This is a genomic window from Streptococcus suis (genome assembly GCF_019794615.1).
GTDB lineage: Bacteria > Bacillota > Bacilli > Lactobacillales > Streptococcaceae > Streptococcus > Streptococcus suis_AI.
The window spans coordinates 1-15,889 of the sequence record NZ_JAIMDU010000044.1 but is presented as its reverse complement, the minus strand read 5'-3'; the positions used below and the strand labels follow the sequence as shown (position 1 = coordinate 15,889).

The 15,889-nt window shown below is 36.1% G+C and carries 16 protein-coding genes; 8 read left to right on the top strand and 8 right to left on the bottom strand.

The annotated features are described in order from the left end of the window. Positions 1-130: 130 nt before the first annotated feature. Both K6V43_RS10325 and K6V43_RS10320 read right to left on the bottom strand, forming a co-directional pair. Positions 131-871 carry an amino acid ABC transporter ATP-binding protein gene (locus tag K6V43_RS10325; protein WP_024392123.1) on the bottom strand — a complete coding sequence of 247 codons (741 nt, stop codon included), beginning with the start codon at positions 869-871 and terminating at the stop codon, positions 131-133. Then, complete coding sequence (locus K6V43_RS10320; protein WP_024397518.1) at positions 871-3,069, bottom strand: ABC transporter substrate-binding protein/permease; 2,199 nt, start codon at positions 3,067-3,069, stop codon at positions 871-873. Before K6V43_RS10320 ends, K6V43_RS10325 begins: the two co-directional genes overlap by 1 nt. A gap of 196 nt (positions 3,070-3,265) precedes the next feature. On the opposite strand from K6V43_RS10320, the gene uvrB reads away from it, so the two are divergent. The 6 genes from uvrB to K6V43_RS10290 all read left to right on the top strand — a co-directional run bounded on the left by uvrB (position 3,266) and on the right by K6V43_RS10290 (position 9,336). Next, on the top strand, positions 3,266-5,251 hold the full coding sequence (gene uvrB, locus K6V43_RS10315; RefSeq protein WP_024404701.1) for an excinuclease ABC subunit UvrB: 1,986 nt from the start codon (positions 3,266-3,268) through the stop codon (positions 5,249-5,251). A 365-nt stretch (positions 5,252-5,616) separates the two neighbouring features. After that, positions 5,617-6,315, top strand: coding sequence for a helix-turn-helix domain-containing protein (locus K6V43_RS10310; RefSeq protein WP_222383010.1), 699 nt, complete (start codon positions 5,617-5,619; stop codon positions 6,313-6,315). A gap of 33 nt (positions 6,316-6,348) precedes the next feature. Further along, complete coding sequence (locus K6V43_RS10305; protein ID WP_222383007.1) at positions 6,349-7,764, top strand: Y-family DNA polymerase; 1,416 nt, start codon at positions 6,349-6,351, stop codon at positions 7,762-7,764. Further along, a complete protein-coding gene (locus K6V43_RS10300) occupies positions 7,761-8,120 on the top strand; it encodes a 50S ribosomal protein L23 (protein WP_171988461.1) in 360 nt (119 codons plus the stop codon). The genes K6V43_RS10305 and K6V43_RS10300 overlap by 4 nt, the downstream gene beginning before the upstream one ends. After that, positions 8,113-8,421 carry a DUF5960 family protein gene (locus K6V43_RS10295; protein ID WP_222383005.1) on the top strand — a complete coding sequence of 103 codons (309 nt, stop codon included), beginning with the start codon at positions 8,113-8,115 and terminating at the stop codon, positions 8,419-8,421. The genes K6V43_RS10300 and K6V43_RS10295 overlap by 8 nt, the downstream gene beginning before the upstream one ends. A 69-nt stretch (positions 8,422-8,490) precedes the next feature. Next, the gene (locus K6V43_RS10290; protein ID WP_222383003.1) at positions 8,491-9,336 is read left to right on the top strand and encodes an endonuclease/exonuclease/phosphatase family protein; all 846 of its coding nucleotides are present in this window, start codon (positions 8,491-8,493) and stop codon (positions 9,334-9,336) included. 307 nt (positions 9,337-9,643) lie between these two features. Here K6V43_RS10290 and K6V43_RS10285 read toward each other — a convergent pair whose 3' ends face one another. The 5 genes from K6V43_RS10285 to K6V43_RS10265 all read right to left on the bottom strand — a co-directional run bounded on the left by K6V43_RS10285 (position 9,644) and on the right by K6V43_RS10265 (position 13,739). Beyond that, positions 9,644-10,954, bottom strand: coding sequence for a site-specific integrase (locus tag K6V43_RS10285; RefSeq protein ID WP_222383002.1), 1,311 nt, complete (start codon positions 10,952-10,954; stop codon positions 9,644-9,646). Continuing rightward, complete coding sequence (locus tag K6V43_RS10280; protein WP_050573319.1) at positions 10,926-11,159, bottom strand: DUF3173 domain-containing protein; 234 nt, start codon at positions 11,157-11,159, stop codon at positions 10,926-10,928. Before K6V43_RS10280 ends, K6V43_RS10285 begins: the two co-directional genes overlap by 29 nt. Beyond that, on the bottom strand, positions 11,137-12,375 hold the full coding sequence (locus K6V43_RS10275; RefSeq protein WP_024417957.1) for a Rep family protein: 1,239 nt from the start codon (positions 12,373-12,375) through the stop codon (positions 11,137-11,139). The genes K6V43_RS10280 and K6V43_RS10275 overlap by 23 nt, the downstream gene beginning before the upstream one ends. 508 nt (positions 12,376-12,883) lie before the next feature. Then, positions 12,884-13,408 (bottom strand): hypothetical protein, encoded by a 525-nt coding sequence (locus K6V43_RS10270; RefSeq protein WP_024415777.1) that lies wholly within the window; start codon positions 13,406-13,408, stop codon positions 12,884-12,886. Positions 13,409-13,430: 22 nt separating this feature from the next. Continuing rightward, positions 13,431-13,739, bottom strand: coding sequence for a hypothetical protein (locus K6V43_RS10265; RefSeq protein ID WP_024417958.1), 309 nt, complete (start codon positions 13,737-13,739; stop codon positions 13,431-13,433). Between the two features lie 253 nt (positions 13,740-13,992). Between K6V43_RS10265 and K6V43_RS10260 the strand changes: the two genes are divergently transcribed. Further along, entirely contained in the window at positions 13,993-15,294 is a 1,302-nt protein-coding gene (locus tag K6V43_RS10260) for a hypothetical protein (RefSeq protein ID WP_024406351.1), read from the top strand. Between the two features lie 24 nt (positions 15,295-15,318). Here the strand turns inward: K6V43_RS10260 and K6V43_RS10255 are convergent, their stop codons facing one another. Then, positions 15,319-15,525, bottom strand: a complete 207-nt coding sequence (locus K6V43_RS10255) for a helix-turn-helix domain-containing protein (RefSeq protein WP_024406352.1) — start codon at positions 15,523-15,525, stop codon at positions 15,319-15,321. Positions 15,526-15,809: 284 nt separating this feature from the next. On the opposite strand from K6V43_RS10255, the gene K6V43_RS10245 reads away from it, so the two are divergent. Further along, positions 15,810-15,889, top strand: an 80-nt coding sequence (locus tag K6V43_RS10245) for an rRNA adenine N-6-methyltransferase family protein (RefSeq protein ID WP_214625885.1), incomplete at its 3' end; no start/stop codon positions are given.

The window sequence follows — 15,889 nt, the reverse complement described above, 5'->3', positions numbered from 1 at the left end:
CTCAGAGACAGATTTTGGACTTCTTTTGGACATGATAAAACTCCCCTTATCGTTTCTAGTGAAAATTTTTGTTTTTTCACTGTCCACTATAAGGGGAGTATATCATTTGTCAAGAGGGTTTTATAGCTACTTACACGTTCAAGACCTTATCAAGGAAGTCTTTGAGACGTGGGTGTTGTGGGTTGTCAAAGATTTGCTCTGGAGTACCATCTTCAAGGAACTCACCACCATCCGTAAAGATAACGCGGTTAGCAACCTTGCGGGCGAAGCCCATTTCGTGAGTAACAATCAACATGGTCATACCTTGCTCAGCCAAGTCTTTCATTACGTTAAGTACGTCTCCGACCATTTCAGGGTCAAGAGCAGAAGTTGGTTCATCAAAGAGCATGATATCTGGGTTCATTGCAAGGGCACGGGCAATAGCTACACGTTGTTTTTGGCCACCAGATAAGCTATCTGGCATGGCATCACGTTTGTCAGATAAACCGACTTTCTCCAACAATTCCATTCCAACTTTTTCAGCTTCTGTTTTATCCAAAAGCTTGTGTTCAATAGGGGCAAATGTGATATTATCCAGAACTGTCATGTGTGGGAAGAGGTTAAAGTGTTGGAATACCATTCCGACATTTGAACGAAAGGCATCAACATCCGTTTTAGGATCTGTTAAATCATAACCGTCAACTGTTACCTGGCCACTTGTGATGGTCTCCAGTAAGTTCATTGTGCGGAGGAAGGTTGATTTACCAGAACCAGAAGGGCCGATAATACACACAACGTCACCTTCATAGAATTTTGTGGTTATTCCTTTTAAGACCTCATTTGATCCGTAAGATTTATGAAGATCGTGTACATTGATTTTTAATTGTGCCATTATTTACCTCCTTTTTCAAGTTTGCGAGCTAAGCGAGTTAAGAGTGTAATCACTACCAAATAGATGATGGCAAGAATTGCATACATACGGAAGGACTGATAGTTACGGGCAATAATGATTTTACCTGCTTGGAAGAGCTCAACTAGACCGATTGCTGAAATGATGGTCGTATCTTTCAAAGTAATAACAAACTGGTTGATAAAGTTTGGCAACATGATTTTACCTGCCTGTGGCAAGATAATTTTCCGCATGGTTGTTCCGTAAGAAATACCCAAACTGCGTGATGCCTCCATCTGACCAGCTGGGACTGCTTGAATACCACCGCGAACAATCTCTGCAATATAGGCACCAGAGTTGAGCGATAGGGCAATGGTACCAGCAACAAAGTCATTAATTGGTGACTGTTGACCAGTGATGGATTCGATTAAGTTTGGAATACCCCAGAAAATGAAAGCCGCGACAATCATCAAAGGAATACCACGAACAACATCAACAAATACAGATGCAATAACACGGAGTGCCTTAACTGGACTTACAGCAAACATACCGAAGATAATACCGATGACAATGGCAATTGCAAATGAAAGCAAGGCAAGTCCAACTGTGATACCTAAACCAGACAAGAGCTGACCATAGTTATTTTTCAAAAGTCCAATGATGGTTGTTTCATCGACTGTTGAAGTCGTAGCACTTGTTTCTTCTGTTGAGTTGAAGTATTTGTTTAGAATTTCATCATATTTACCTGATTCAACCAAGGCAGCTAGTCCGTTGTTAAACATTTCAATCAATTCTGGGTTAGCCCCTTTTTTGACCGCAAATCCGTATTCACCAGATTTTTCACCTGGAATTGGTGTTGCAAAGTCGCGTCCTTGTTGGATGGCATAGAGAAGAACAGCTTCATCATCCATAAGAGCATCAATTGAACCAGAATTTAAACTATCATACATTCCAGAAGCTTCATCAAATGCTTTCAAAGTATAGCCATATTTATCTTTGTTGCTCTCTAAGAATGTATATGAGGCTGTACCATTTTTAGCGCCGACGGTTTTTCCTTTTAGGTCTTCATAGGAAGCAATATCGCTTCCATTTTTTACAGCAAGCAAGATATTTGAAGTGTAGTAGGCATCGGAGAAGTCAAAGATTTCTTTACGAGCATCTGTGATGGACATACCTGCAATTACTGCATCAGCTTGTCCAGCTTGGACAGCATTTAAGGCAGCATCGAAACCTGGGTTTTGAATGGTGATAGTAAATCCTTGTTGCTCAGCAATGGCTTTGATCAATTCCATATCAATCCCAACATATTTGCCGGATTCATCTTGGTATTCAAATGGTGCAAATGATGAGTCAGCAACAATGGTATAGCTTGATTTTACAGGTGTAGCTTTTGCAGTTGCACTACCTGTTAGGCTGAGGCGTGATGCATAATCAGTGCTGTCAGTAGAAGTAGTAGATGAGCCAAACCATTTATTCATGATTGCCTCATAAGTACCGTCCTCTTTCATTTCTGCTAAAGCCTTGTTGAAATCATCCACTAGGTATTCGTATTTGCTACCTTTTTTAACGGAGAAACCAAATGACCCAATTGGTTCACCAGGTATATCTAAACTTAGATCTTGACCTTGTTGGATAGCATATTGAATAACTGCTTCGTCATCCATTACAGCATTAACAGCGCCAGTCGCTAAGCTATTGTACATCAAATCGCCAGTATCAAAGGTTTTGATTGAAAAACCATACTTGTCTTTATTTTCTTCTAAGAATGTTTGTGCGGCTGTACCGTTTTTTACACCGACGGTTTTGCCTTTCAAATCTTCATAAGACGAAATTTTGTTTGCTTTTGTTGTTGCAACAATAATCTTTGTATCAAAATATGGATCTGAGAATGTAAAGACTTGTTTACGGGCTTCAGTGATGGTGGTTCCTGCCATCAAGGCATCGGCAGAACCAGACTGAACAGCATTGACTGCAGCATCAAATCCTGGAAAACTTTGATTCATATTCCAGCCAGAACGTTTAGCAACTTCGTTGATAATATCAACGTCTAATCCTTTATAAACTTGGTCTGAGTCCTTAAACTCGAATGGGGCATAAGCATTGTCAAATACGATATCAATTGTATCATCTGCTTTGACACCAGTAAAAACAAAGAATACTGGCAGAATACTTGCCAATAGCATGAGTAATTTTTTCTTCATTTTCATACTCCTTCTATATAAAATAACTTACCTAGTATATCATATTGTCAGAATTATTGCAAAATGAACGCCTTTTCTAATGTTATATCTTCTAACATGGATGGTGCTTTTTCATTGAATAAATAACTTATTTTTCTTCGTTTCATTCAGATGTCTTTTTTTATTTAATAGGAAGAACTTATGATAGAATAAGGGTATGATAAATCGAAATACTGAAAACCAATTTAAACTTGTATCTAAATACTCACCGTCTGGTGACCAGCCCCAAGCCATTGAAACCTTGGTTGATAACATCGAGGGGGGCGAAAAAGCCCAGATTCTCATGGGAGCGACCGGTACTGGTAAGACCTATACCATGAGCCAGGTCATTGCCCGTGTCAATAAGCCTACCTTGGTCATCGCCCACAACAAGACTCTAGCTGGTCAGCTCTATAGTGAGTTCAAGGAATTCTTCCCAGAAAATGCGGTCGAATACTTCGTATCTTACTATGATTATTACCAGCCAGAAGCCTATGTACCCTCTAGCGATACCTATATCGAGAAGGACAGTTCGGTCAATGATGAAATCGACAAACTCCGTCACTCAGCGACGTCAGCTCTTCTCGAACGAAATGATGTCATCGTCGTGGCCTCCGTCTCCTGTATCTACGGTTTGGGATCGCCCAAGGAATATTCAGATAGCGTGGTTAGTCTGCGACCCGGCCAGGAGATTTCCCGGGATCAGTTGCTCAATTCCTTGGTAGATATCCAATTTGAGCGCAACGACATCGACTTCCAACGGGGACGCTTCCGTGTACGTGGAGATGTGGTGGAGATTTTCCCAGCTTCTCGTGATGAACACGCCTTCCGTGTGGAGTTTTTCGGGGATGAAATTGACCGCATTCGTGAGATTGAAAGCCTGACAGGTAAGGTTTTGGGCGATGTGGACCACTTGGCGATTTTCCCTGCCACCCACTTCGTGACCAACGATGACCACATGGAAACGGCTATTGCCAAGATTCAGGCGGAGCTGGAAGAGCAGCTCAAGGTCTTTGAGGCAGAAGGAAAACTCTTAGAAGCTCAGCGATTGAAACAAAGGACCGACTACGACATTGAGATGCTTCGGGAAATGGGTTACACCAACGGGGTTGAGAACTATTCACGACACATGGACGGGCGAAGCGAGGGCGAGCCTCCATATACTCTGCTGGACTTTTTCCCTGAAGACTACCTGATTATGATTGACGAGAGCCACATGACCATGGGGCAGATTAAGGGGATGTACAATGGTGACCGCTCACGCAAGGAGATGTTGGTCAACTACGGTTTCCGCCTCCCGAGTGCACTAGACAACCGTCCGCTGCGCAGGGAAGAATTTGAGAGTCATGTCCACCAGATTGTCTATGTATCTGCGACGCCGGGTGACTATGAAATGGAGCAGACCGACACCGTTGTCGAGCAGATTATTCGGCCGACTGGGCTTTTGGATCCAGAAGTGGAAGTCCGTCCAACTATGGGCCAAATGGACGACCTCTTGGGTGAAATCAATGCCCGTGTTGAGAAAGGTGAGCGGACCTTTATCACTACCCTGACTAAGAAAATGGCAGAGGACTTGACTGACTACCTAAAAGAAATGGGCGTCAAGGTCAAGTATATGCACTCGGATATCAAGACCTTGGAGCGTACGGAGATTATTCGTGATTTGCGTTTGGGTGTCTTTGATGTCTTGATAGGGATTAACTTGCTTCGTGAGGGGATTGACGTGCCAGAAGTCAGTCTGGTGGCTATTCTAGATGCTGACAAGGAAGGCTTCCTCCGTAATGAACGGGGGCTCATCCAGACAATCGGTCGGGCAGCTCGTAACTCTGAGGGTCATGTGATTATGTATGCGGACAAGGTTACTGAGTCTATGCGCAAGGCTATGGACGAAACAGCCCGCCGCCGTCAAATCCAAATGGCTTATAATGAAGAACATGGTATTATCCCACAAACTATCAAGAAGGAAATCCGTGACCTGATTAGCGTAACCAAGGCTGTCACTCAGGACAAGGAAGAAGTGGTGGACTTCAATGCCCTCAACAAAGACGAACGCAAGGCTATGATCAAGAAACTGGAAGGTCAAATGCAGGAAGCAGCAGAAGTGCTTGACTTTGAACTGGCAGCCCAGATTCGTGATATGGTCATTGAATTGAAAAATTTATAGAAGAATTGTTGACTGATTGCTAACAATCACATATGAAAACAGGAATGCAAGGGTGTTCCTGTTTTTTCATTCTATAGGTGATGGTGGGATTGTCAAAGTTTTTGACAACCAACAGTATCTATTAGAGGAGTGCCGGGTTTGATCAAAGATTTTGGGCCTATTCTGTTTCTTTGAAATAAAGGCATAAGCTCGCTCTATCTTATGTTTAATGGCAAGAATATGTTGACAACCACAGGGATTTTAGAGTTTATTCAATAATATTTTGTGCAAATAAATACTCTCTGCTAAAATTTTTCTCTCTTTTCTATAGACAATTGTATTTAATTTCTGTATAATGTGTTTAATAAAACACGTTGGAGGTGTTTATGTTTTCGGGAGAACGATTAAAACAACTGAGAAAAGAAAAAGGCTTGACTCAGATGGAAATTGCTCAACAATTAGAAATCAATCGTGCTTCATATGCGAGTTGGGAGTTGGGAAGGGCAAAGCCAAATCAGTCCAATTTAGAGCGTTTAGGGAGCTTATTTGGAGTAGAAAATACATATTTTGAATCTGAATACATGATTGTATCCAACTATCTCCGCCTAAATCAAAAAAATAGGACGAGTGCTGATCATTTTGTAGAAGAATTACTGAAAAATCAAATGGAAGAAAGTTCTAAGAAGGTCATTTCCCTTTACCCTATTCAAGTGTTGGAAGAGGTTCCCTTATCTGCTGGATATGGTGAAAGTTACTACGATGAGTACCGGTTTAGTACAGTCTATTCAGATGAGGAGTACAGCTACGATTTTGCTTCATTTATTGTGGGACAGTCCATGGAACCAACCTACTCTGATGGAGAAGTCGCCTTGTTCTCCTCCTCCGGATATGATTATGATGGTGCAGTATATGCCATATCCCTTAATGGGAAGGCCTATATTAAGCGCGTGTACAAAGAAAAAAATCGGTATAGGATTGTCTCCATCAATCCCAAATACCCTGATATATATGCGTATGAATCTGATGAATTTAAAATCGTTGGAAAAGTCGTTGGCCATTTCAGACCAATTGAGAAGTTTGAATAATGAGAACAACATTTGACAATATAATGTGATGTGATGAGTATGATTGATTACAAGAGAGAACCAAAAAGTGATATTGCCTTTGTTGATATGAAATCTTTCTATGCGAGTGTTGAATGTGCCAGCCGTGGATTGCATCCTTTAAAAACGTCGCTATGTGTGATGAGTAGGGCAGACAACTCAAATGGCTTGATCCTTGCTTCATCACCTCTGTTCAAAGAAGTATTTGGCAAGTCAAATGTAGGAAGAGCCTACGATTTACCTTTTGATATACATACAAGAAAATTTTCTTACTATAATGCAAAAAGGCAAGGTCTATCGACAGACCCTGCTTATGTACGATTCATCGAGGAATGGGCGCGAGCGACAGTTATTGTTCCGCCTCGTATGGATTTATATATTGAAAAAAATATTGAAATCCAGCATATTTTTCAGCAATACGGTAGTATCGAAGATATCATACCCTACTCAATTGATGAAGGGTTCATTGACTTGACATCTTCTTTAAACTATTTCATTCCCAATCAATCAATTAGCCGAAAAGATAAATTAGATATGCTTAGTGCGAGAATTCAAAGGGATATCTATCGTAAGACAGGTGTTTATTCTACCATTGGGATGTCTAATGCCAATCCCTTACTTGCAAAATTAGCCTTAGATAATGAGGCTAAGAAAACACATAACATGAGAGCTAACTGGTCCTATGAAGATGTAACTACAAAAGTATGGGGGATTTCAAGATTAACAGACTTTTGGGGAATCGGTGCTGCAATTGAAAAAAGACTAGAAAAACTTGGAATCTATACCATTAAAGAATTGGCGACTTACAGTCCAGATTTATTAAAGAAAGAATTTGGGGTGTACGGTGTTCAATTGTGGTATCACGCAAATGGAGTTGATGAAAGCAATGTTCATATACCCTATAAACCAAAATCGAAAGGACTTGGTAATTCTCAGGTTCTTCCAAGAGATTATGTTAAACAACAGGAGATTGAGCTAGTTCTAAGTGAGATGGCGGAGCAAGTTGCCATTCGTCTACGTGCCATTCGAAAAAAGACGACGACAGTTTCTATTAGTATCGGTTATTCGCGCTTTGAGGAGTCGACCTCATTCAGAGGACAAATGAAAATAGAGCCTACGAATCAGACAGAGCAACTACAAAAATATGTCATTTCTCTCTTTCGAAAAAAATACAATGGTGGTGCCGTTCGAAGTATCTCTGTATTCTACTCATCATTTGTTGATGAAAACATAACTATACTCAGTCTCTTTGATGATCCTGAAGAAATATTGAAGAAAGAGAGACTACAGACCGCCATTGATGCAATACGCAGTCAATTTGGTTTTACCACGCTACAAAAAGCCAATTCCTTAACAAGTGCATCACGCAGTATTGCGAGAAGTAAATTGGTTGGCGGACATTCTGCTGGCGGTTTAGATGGATTAAAATGATCGATAGAAGTTATTTGCCTTACCAATCAGCAAGAGAGTATCAAGACCGAGGCATGCAAAAATGGATGGGATTCTTTTTATCTGAGCATACCAGTTCCTTGATTGAAGATAAATATAAAATAGAAGTATCATCACAGCTATCAAAGAGTGAAATTCTCACTTACGTGACTCAATTATATACTTCACAATCTCAAGGAATGTTTGTCATCCTTCGTAAAGGCAAAAGACAAGCTTTTCAAGGACGCATAACCGAATTAAGTTCAAAGGAAATTACGATTAAAACAGTTGAACAATATGTGTTGCTTCAAATTTCTGAAATCATTGAAATGAGTTTAGTGGAGGTACTAGATGAATAGGAAAACTATATATGAAGACTTGATTCAGTTCGATTATTTCTCTGATTCCTATCTTCAGTTCGAGAAGGACTTTAATAAATACTATAAAGGGGTAGATCCCCTCACATTTCTTATTGATGATATATTACTGACAATGGCGATGAAACAGAAAAATTATTTTCGTTTGCACAAAAGTAAGGCTACTGACGGTCGTGACCATTATTTTATTTTTAAAGTGAAAACCATGAAAGAGAACCCTAGCATTAGGCTATATGAGTATCAGGAAATGAGGTTTTCGGTGAATGTCCCATTGAACAGGTAATATCTCGAACTATTTATTTCTAGTTCATAATTTATATTGACAATAGATTAAGAAAATGGTGAAAAAGTTATGACAAACATAAAAATACTTGAATGGAATATTAATCAACGCTCTTGTGAAAATAGCAGTTTCCCTGAGTATGTTATCACAGAAATTTCTCGAAAAAATCCAGATGTTATTGTATTAGTTGAATTTAAAGGAGAACACAATAGGTCTAGATTAGACAGTGCTTTTTCTGAAAGATATTATACTTATTCTTATAATGGTTCGCAATATACTTATGTGAATGGAAACATTAAAACTGGTAATGGAATTTATATGGGGTTGAAGAAAAGTATATTCAATGAACCATCTCCAGAAGAAATAACTTGGGAGGAAAGTTTTAAAAACGAACAACCCAATTGGCTAAAAATAAAAAGCACCATTAAAACCGGGAAGGAGCTAACGATTATTGGTGTAAGGGTAAAAGTTGGATCAAAACATGATAATAAGGAATTGAATGATAGAAAATCTCAAATCAACTGGTTATTAAAAGAAAATAAACAAACCAAACATCAAATTATTATAGGCGATTTGAACTATAGCCCAGCAGAAACTGATTGGTGTGAAAAGGAAGAATTAAATTGGCAAGATATTGTTTATATGATGAGAGATGAAGGATATCTAGACTATAAACAATTTTCTCCATATTCACCTACAGGAACAAGTTGGAAAGGGAAACAATTAGATTGGTTGATTACTAAAGGGATATTTATTGATAGACACTCGCACTATAATCAACTTGATTGGAGTTTTGGAAAAAATAATGATTTATTCTACCTTGAAGGTTATAGGGTTCCAGAAGGATTTTTTATTATTAATGAACCTCCCTTTCCTGATCATGCAATATTAACGACTGAAATCACTTTAGAATAAGATTGATTTAGGATATCTGAGTACCAGGAAATGAGGTTTTCGATAGAAACAAAAAAGAATTAACCAGAAAACTTTCTAGTTAATTCTTTTTTAGAGGGATTTAGGGGGAATCAAACGAAGATACACCCTTTTTAGACTAGTTTGTTCCTGCTAAACTGCTGTAGAATCGCTATTTTGAAGGAAAATCAAGCCTCTCACGAACTCTTGACGCTTAGGCTAGGCGTCGGGTAAAACAGTCTTGATAGACTGGCTGATAGAGCCTCTCCCCAGGCTCTATCACTCCCACTCAATTGAAACAGGTATCCTCCTATCCCTTGTGGGACAAGGGATTAGAAGTAGTATATACATCAAAGGGGGGTGTTTTAGGGGGGATTGATTTTTTCATATGTTGGTTTCCATTAAATTTTACTCTAGTTTCATGTGCAGTTTGTATGTTAATTGCATTAGTGAGTAACTGGGCTATCTCTTTATCAGCACCACTGTACAAGTGAGCATAGTGACGCAAAGTTATCTCAGGACTTGAATGTCCTAATCTCTTTGAAAGCGCAAGAATAGAAGCTTTTAACTCATTTAAAACATAGCTTGCATGACTATGTCTTAGACCTTTAGGTTGAATCCTACGAACGCCCGCAAGCTCTGCATATCTATTTAATATTCGATTTATTGTTGACTTTATCATAGGGTAACCATCGTAAGTAAATATAAAGTCATTTTCTTTACCAAGTCCTATTTGAGTTTGTATTTCTCGCCATTGTCTCAATATACTGACAGTTGTATCATCTAATTCAATGATTCTTTTGCCATCATCTGTTTTTGTATATTCTTTTCTAATGTATTTTTTTCTTGATTGAACCTCAAGCATGTGGTGGATGCGTAATTGTTGTTGCTCAAATGCAATATCACTCCAAAACAAAGCAGTTCCTTCATTAACTCGAATACCAGTCGTATAATATAAATATAGCATTACAAAACACAAATGTTCATATACATCATCTAGGCATATTTGTTGCAAGACTAACTCGAATTCCGTCCTTGTCCAATAAGGGACAATTTGCTTTCCTTTCGGAATTGCCTTTACTTTTTTTGAAATATTGTATTCAAGAAAATTTCTCTCGACAGCTTTATCAAGTGTTTTACGAAACATACCAAAAACTAGGGAAGCATATGATTGACTGTAACCTGAGCCTCCATTGTTTTCATCTGTCAGTAGCCAAATCTTAAAATTATCAACATCGGTCACGCTTATTTCACGTAGTTTTATATCACCAAATTTTTCAATAATAAGTTGTAAAGCTGGATATCTAGTATTAAACGTTGAGGTCTCGACATATGAACAATAGTAAGGTATATATACTGTGTCCATAAATTCTCGATACTTCATATGATAAAAAGAATAGCCATCTACCTTATGATACTCTCTTTTTATTCTAGTAACTTCTTTATGTGCTTGAAGAGCTGATGTAAAGATATTCCCGAATCTATCTTTTGATTTTTTCCTCCTTATTCTCTCACCTGTTGCTTTGTCTGTACCTAACTCAATCTGGTAAAAAAATTTACCTGACTTTAGGTCCTTGTAAACACCTGGATACTTAGTCTTTTGTTGGGTTTTGTTTGCCATTCTCTTCTGTCTCCTCTGAAATTGTTACTCCAATAAAAGATTCGACAGCAGAAGCTGGAACAATACCAAGTCTCTTGTTATTATACAAATAATAACCTTGATTGACAAGGTTCAGCTTAACTTGTTTGATAATGCCTGTGGCTTGGTATTTTGTAAACCCCATCTTTATAAGATGGGATTTTTCAATCATTCTGTCTGTCATCATCTTCCTCCTGTGAAATTTTGAGAGTCATTTCTTTATATTTGTTATAAACATCTGAATTAAATTCAATTTTATCTTTATCGGACTCGTAGTAAGGATTGTCTATTCGCTCATATTCTACATATTTATTTTTTTCGTTATCGAATTTGTATGTAATAATAGATTTATCAGTTACTTCTTGAAGCAGTGTAATCCGTCTAATGAGCTGAATCACAGTGTCAATTTTCTTATCAAAGCCAGCTTGTTTACTAATTGATTCATAAAATTGAAAAGGTGAAAATGGGGTGTTTATTATTATTGTCGTCGCAATAATTGGTTTATCAAAGAAACGGCTGGAAGCAGTAGCATCAGCATTGAATGGGTCAATAATAAGTAAGAAATCAGCGTAATTAAAATTTCCTCCTCGACCTGGACGAATTTCCTCAATTATAATTGTTTCTTGTGAACCAACGTTTTGAAAAGGGTCACGAGAAGAGCCTGTAGTATAGAATGGTTTTCCAAGTGATTTTGCAAAGTGCTTGCATAATCTCGATTTTCCAGTTCCAGATGGACCATAAAGCCAAATAATTTCTCTCTTAAACCCATTTTTTAGTGCATTTTCTTTCCAATTTTCAAAATCAATTTCTGTTCGTCTTTTCTTAGCTTTTGAAAATTCTCTATCGTATTTCACAAGTGTATATCCATCAACCTCTTTAATTGCTTCGTCGAATGTTATATCTCCAGCGATTATTTTATTTATGAGATTTCGGACAACATTGATTGTTTTTTCTTTTCTAGAGTTAGAGTGGATTTTTGACTCAATACTCTCGATTCTTTCAGCATAGTCAAAATTTGCGATAACTTCATCTACTGAATATTGATATTTTTCACTTGCATCCTCCGTCCGATGGATTAAGTAAGAATAAGCATTGTTTACTTTACCTTTCCAGGCTTCGAAAAAGTTCGCTCGAAGCTCAAATCCATTTTGAGAAAGCTTGTTGATGATTGAATTTAACCAAATTGCATTTTTAAATCTAATGATGATATGAAAATGTGGTTCTGAATCAGTATCTTTATCGTGAATAATACCAGCTATTTCAAATGGATTCAGTGTTTCTTGAAATAATTTGATTATTTCTTCCAATTTTTTTATTGAGAGGCTTTCTACTGTTGAACAGAACATATAAGCAGTATGTCGAATTGAGGGTACCTTTTCTGACATTTTTCTCTTTTTCTTCATTTTATTCCTTTCAAATCTTGACAATGACAATGTAATTCATGCTGTCTATAACAAGCCCAGACAGCATGAATTTCTAGAGCAGATATTACTCTTGACAATGACAAAATAAAAATTTGGATAATTTAATCGCTATGTTTCGTCAGTGCAAATCTTCAATAAATGTTCTTACGAAATGCACAATTGAAATAGAATTTTAGAGGAAATATGATAAATTTTTCGTTATTTTTCTCAATACTGCATGCTAATTCTTGTATAAACTAGAACGATAGAAAAATTGATTACTTGTTAAGCGGTACTGCTCAATAGCTAGTCTTTGCTCTTGTTGATGCTGATTTTCTTAAGAACTGTGATTTCATTCATCTGTCTTGCAGGCTTCAACAGACTACATTCAATCACAGTTCTTAAAAGAAATTATCAGCAAAACAACAAATCGAGCAACGATAGATTGAGTGTTTCACTTAAGTACAAGCAATCAATTTTTATCGGTTTCTAGAGTTATTTTAAAGAATTAGTCATATATTAACTGAGAAAGCCAATACAAAAATCGAAAAATTGGGTTATCATCTTTCCAATCATCAAATTCTTTTTCTGCTTTGCGCTTATCTCGTTCAAGAACACGTATTTCTTGATTCACACTTGCACGTTCTCTAATAGCGTTTGAAATATCTTTCTCAACTTTTTCTTTGTCACTGAGCAATCGATTTAACTCTGCATTTCTAGAAGTTAATACTGACTCTGTTCTTTTTAAATCAGCTTTTGTATTTTCAAGTTGCTCATTGTACAGCTTTTCTTGTAGTCGTAAAACAGAAGAAGTATCACAATATTCACCAGTAAATTTATTTTTTAGCACTAAATAGACTGGTGCTTTTTCACGCTCTTCATGACCGATTATCATGTCTTCTAGACTACTTGAACATTGTAACTTGAAGTCTTTTTTTGACATTTCGCTGTAAGTGATGAGAGCAATGTCAAAGTCAGTTGCTTCATTTTGTAATGTATGCTCAGCGACAGTCGATAACAAAGTTATCTTCATTTTTCAGTTTACCTTTCTTTTTTTATTCAAATAACTGAATTGATTCAGCTCTGAAATAAATCGTACCATTGAAATCATAAGCTTCTAAATTCTGAAATTTATATCCAATGAATATTTTTAGATTCTTGTTTAACTCTGCTGGAAGTGCAACTTGAAACGGCTCTGAATTATCTTGTATAAACCAGTATTTGTACCCTGTGATTTTATCGGTCCTACCATTATCATCATACTTAAATTTCAAAGTATAGTCGGTAGACAATAAGTAATATGGTTTACTAACATCAGTCACAACGCTTGCTAAAACTGAAGGACTTAGTTTTTTTGTTTTCATTCTTAATTTTCCTCTCATTGTTCGTGGTCTTTTTTGTAGTATACTTATGTGTTAAAATATTCTACAAAGAGTTAAAAAATCAATTAACGTTAATCTACATTCATTATATCTGCTATAAACTTATGTGTAAAAAACAGATAATGATACGAATCCGAATTTATGAAATTATATAATATTCAAGTTATATAAGTTGTCTCACATGCTAATTAGTAGGTTTCAGAGTTTTAAGTTAAAATCCGAAGGGTGCAATGTTATGAAAATTTATTTCAATGAAAAAGAGCTTGAAATAGCTTCTGTAGCAACGTTTTTAAAGGGAACATATGATTTTGTAGAATACAAAAATAATATTTTTTCTGAACAGATTGAAGAATTTGATAAGTTAAATGGCCAGTACAGGACTGACCACGATATATTATTTAGAATTTTTCAAGAAGAAGTTGAAGAATTGATTGCTCAATCAATGTTTGTAGAATTAAGCAACAAACTAGCAAAAGTATTTGCTAAGGAGCCACTTGCAATAAACTATACTCATTGGATTGTAGAAGAGATTACAAGCAAGGTACGACTAGATAAAAAGAATAAGGAGCAAATGCATAAGTTAATTGCTGATTTTATCCTTTACATCTCTGAAAATTATTATGATAAAAAAATGGAGACACAGCTACTCGCTACTGAATCGTTAGTTACGCTTATACAATTTGTTAATGAAGAGATATTTCTTAATAAACAAGAAATTGAGTTTTTAATAAATAATCAATACCTTACAAAATCTGTACAGATTAACATTGAGAAGAATGATGATTATAAGCTCGAATCTTTAATACGTTTGGTCAGAAAATGCTCAACTGATAACCACAAGAATTTTAATGGTCACTACGAACTAAAGGCAACACTAGAAGCAATTCAACGAAGTCGTTTAAGCAAATCGCCACAGAAAATTTCTACTCTTATTCCTGAAGAATATAGAAAGTTAGAGAAGAAGTGGGAAGGAACAAAGTTACAGTTGAAAAATATTATTGAAGAATATCAAGGTTTAGACGAAAATATAAACTATACTTTAAATAAATTGAGTGATGATTTCGAAGACTATTATTTGGAACTAAGGAAATGTATTCAGAAAGTTACAATTACTATGCTTATCATTGAAAATTTGAATCGTAGCAGTTCTGAGTTAGAAATAATGACTATTGAAAATGTCCTAGATTCCCTGAATATTAAGAAATACTCCTTTAAAAGTATTTTGGAAAAATGGAAAGATTTTGAGAACGAACTCGAAAAGCAGGACCTTGAGTCAATGTATTACAAAGATATGTATGATTTAATAGATGAATATTTAGGAAAAGCAATTGATTATAGCAAATATTCGAATGATTTTGAAAAGTCCATTATTCAATTATTACTTAAGGTTGAAGAAGCACTCGCAATTACAGATAATAGTGATAAATTGTATCTAGATATTAAAAAGAAACTTCAGCAGTCCAAGGAGGATTGCCTTGAATATGCCAAAATTATTGATATGAGATTAAAAAATTTCTTAGAAAACCGAATATACTAAAAGCCAAGCGATTGTGCTTGGCTTTTAGTATTCATCTAGTTCATGTTTGATTACGTCTTCAACATTACATTCAAGGATTTCACATAATTTATCAATTGTTTTTGTTGTTATTGGTTCACCTAATTTCATTCGATGTAACGTATGTGCGGAAATTTTTTCAACCTTGATTAAATAATATTCTGAAATTCCTCTTTTATTCAAAGTCTCATAGAAGGGTTTATATGAAATCATGTTATTACTCGCTCTTAAATTCTCTTATATAAACAATATGGTAACATTACCAACATATTGACTATATTCAATTTATTGAGTATAATTTTAGATAATAAATGTAGATAAAACATCTACTGTTTTGAAACAGACTAAAAACAGTGATTACGCAGATAAATAAATACGTTAGATTAATTCCTACCAGTGACTAATCTTATGACTTTTTAAACAGATAACTAAAATTACAAACAAATCGTTTAACTTCTGTATTTGTTTATAGATGTAATCACTTCAGGAGAGATTACATGAACAAAAATATAAAATATTCTCAAAACTTTTTAACGAGTGAAAAAGTACTCAACCAAATAATAAAACAATTGAATTT

Coding starts and splice junctions, on each gene's coding strand:
- K6V43_RS10320 (WP_024397518.1), bottom strand. CDS start 3,069: ATGAAGAAAAAATTACTCATGCTATTGGCAAGTATTCTGCCAGTATTC.
- K6V43_RS10270 (WP_024415777.1), bottom strand. CDS start 13,408: ATGAAGATAACTTTGTTATCGACTGTCGCTGAGCATACATTACAAAAT.
- K6V43_RS10285 (WP_222383002.1), bottom strand. CDS start 10,954: ATGGCAAACAAAACCCAACAAAAGACTAAGTATCCAGGTGTTTACAAG.
- K6V43_RS10300 (WP_171988461.1), top strand. CDS start 7,761: ATGATCGATAGAAGTTATTTGCCTTACCAATCAGCAAGAGAGTATCAA.
- uvrB (WP_024404701.1), top strand. CDS start 3,266: ATGATAAATCGAAATACTGAAAACCAATTTAAACTTGTATCTAAATAC.
- K6V43_RS10325 (WP_024392123.1), bottom strand. CDS start 871: ATGGCACAATTAAAAATCAATGTACACGATCTTCATAAATCTTACGGA.
- K6V43_RS10305 (WP_222383007.1), top strand. CDS start 6,349: ATGAGTATGATTGATTACAAGAGAGAACCAAAAAGTGATATTGCCTTT.
- K6V43_RS10310 (WP_222383010.1), top strand. CDS start 5,617: ATGTTTTCGGGAGAACGATTAAAACAACTGAGAAAAGAAAAAGGCTTG.
- K6V43_RS10260 (WP_024406351.1), top strand. CDS start 13,993: ATGAAAATTTATTTCAATGAAAAAGAGCTTGAAATAGCTTCTGTAGCA.
- K6V43_RS10255 (WP_024406352.1), bottom strand. CDS start 15,525: ATGATTTCATATAAACCCTTCTATGAGACTTTGAATAAAAGAGGAATT.
- K6V43_RS10295 (WP_222383005.1), top strand. CDS start 8,113: ATGAATAGGAAAACTATATATGAAGACTTGATTCAGTTCGATTATTTC.
- K6V43_RS10290 (WP_222383003.1), top strand. CDS start 8,491: ATGACAAACATAAAAATACTTGAATGGAATATTAATCAACGCTCTTGT.
- K6V43_RS10265 (WP_024417958.1), bottom strand. CDS start 13,739: ATGAAAACAAAAAAACTAAGTCCTTCAGTTTTAGCAAGCGTTGTGACT.
- K6V43_RS10280 (WP_050573319.1), bottom strand. CDS start 11,159: ATGATGACAGACAGAATGATTGAAAAATCCCATCTTATAAAGATGGGG.
- K6V43_RS10275 (WP_024417957.1), bottom strand. CDS start 12,375: ATGAAGAAAAAGAGAAAAATGTCAGAAAAGGTACCCTCAATTCGACAT.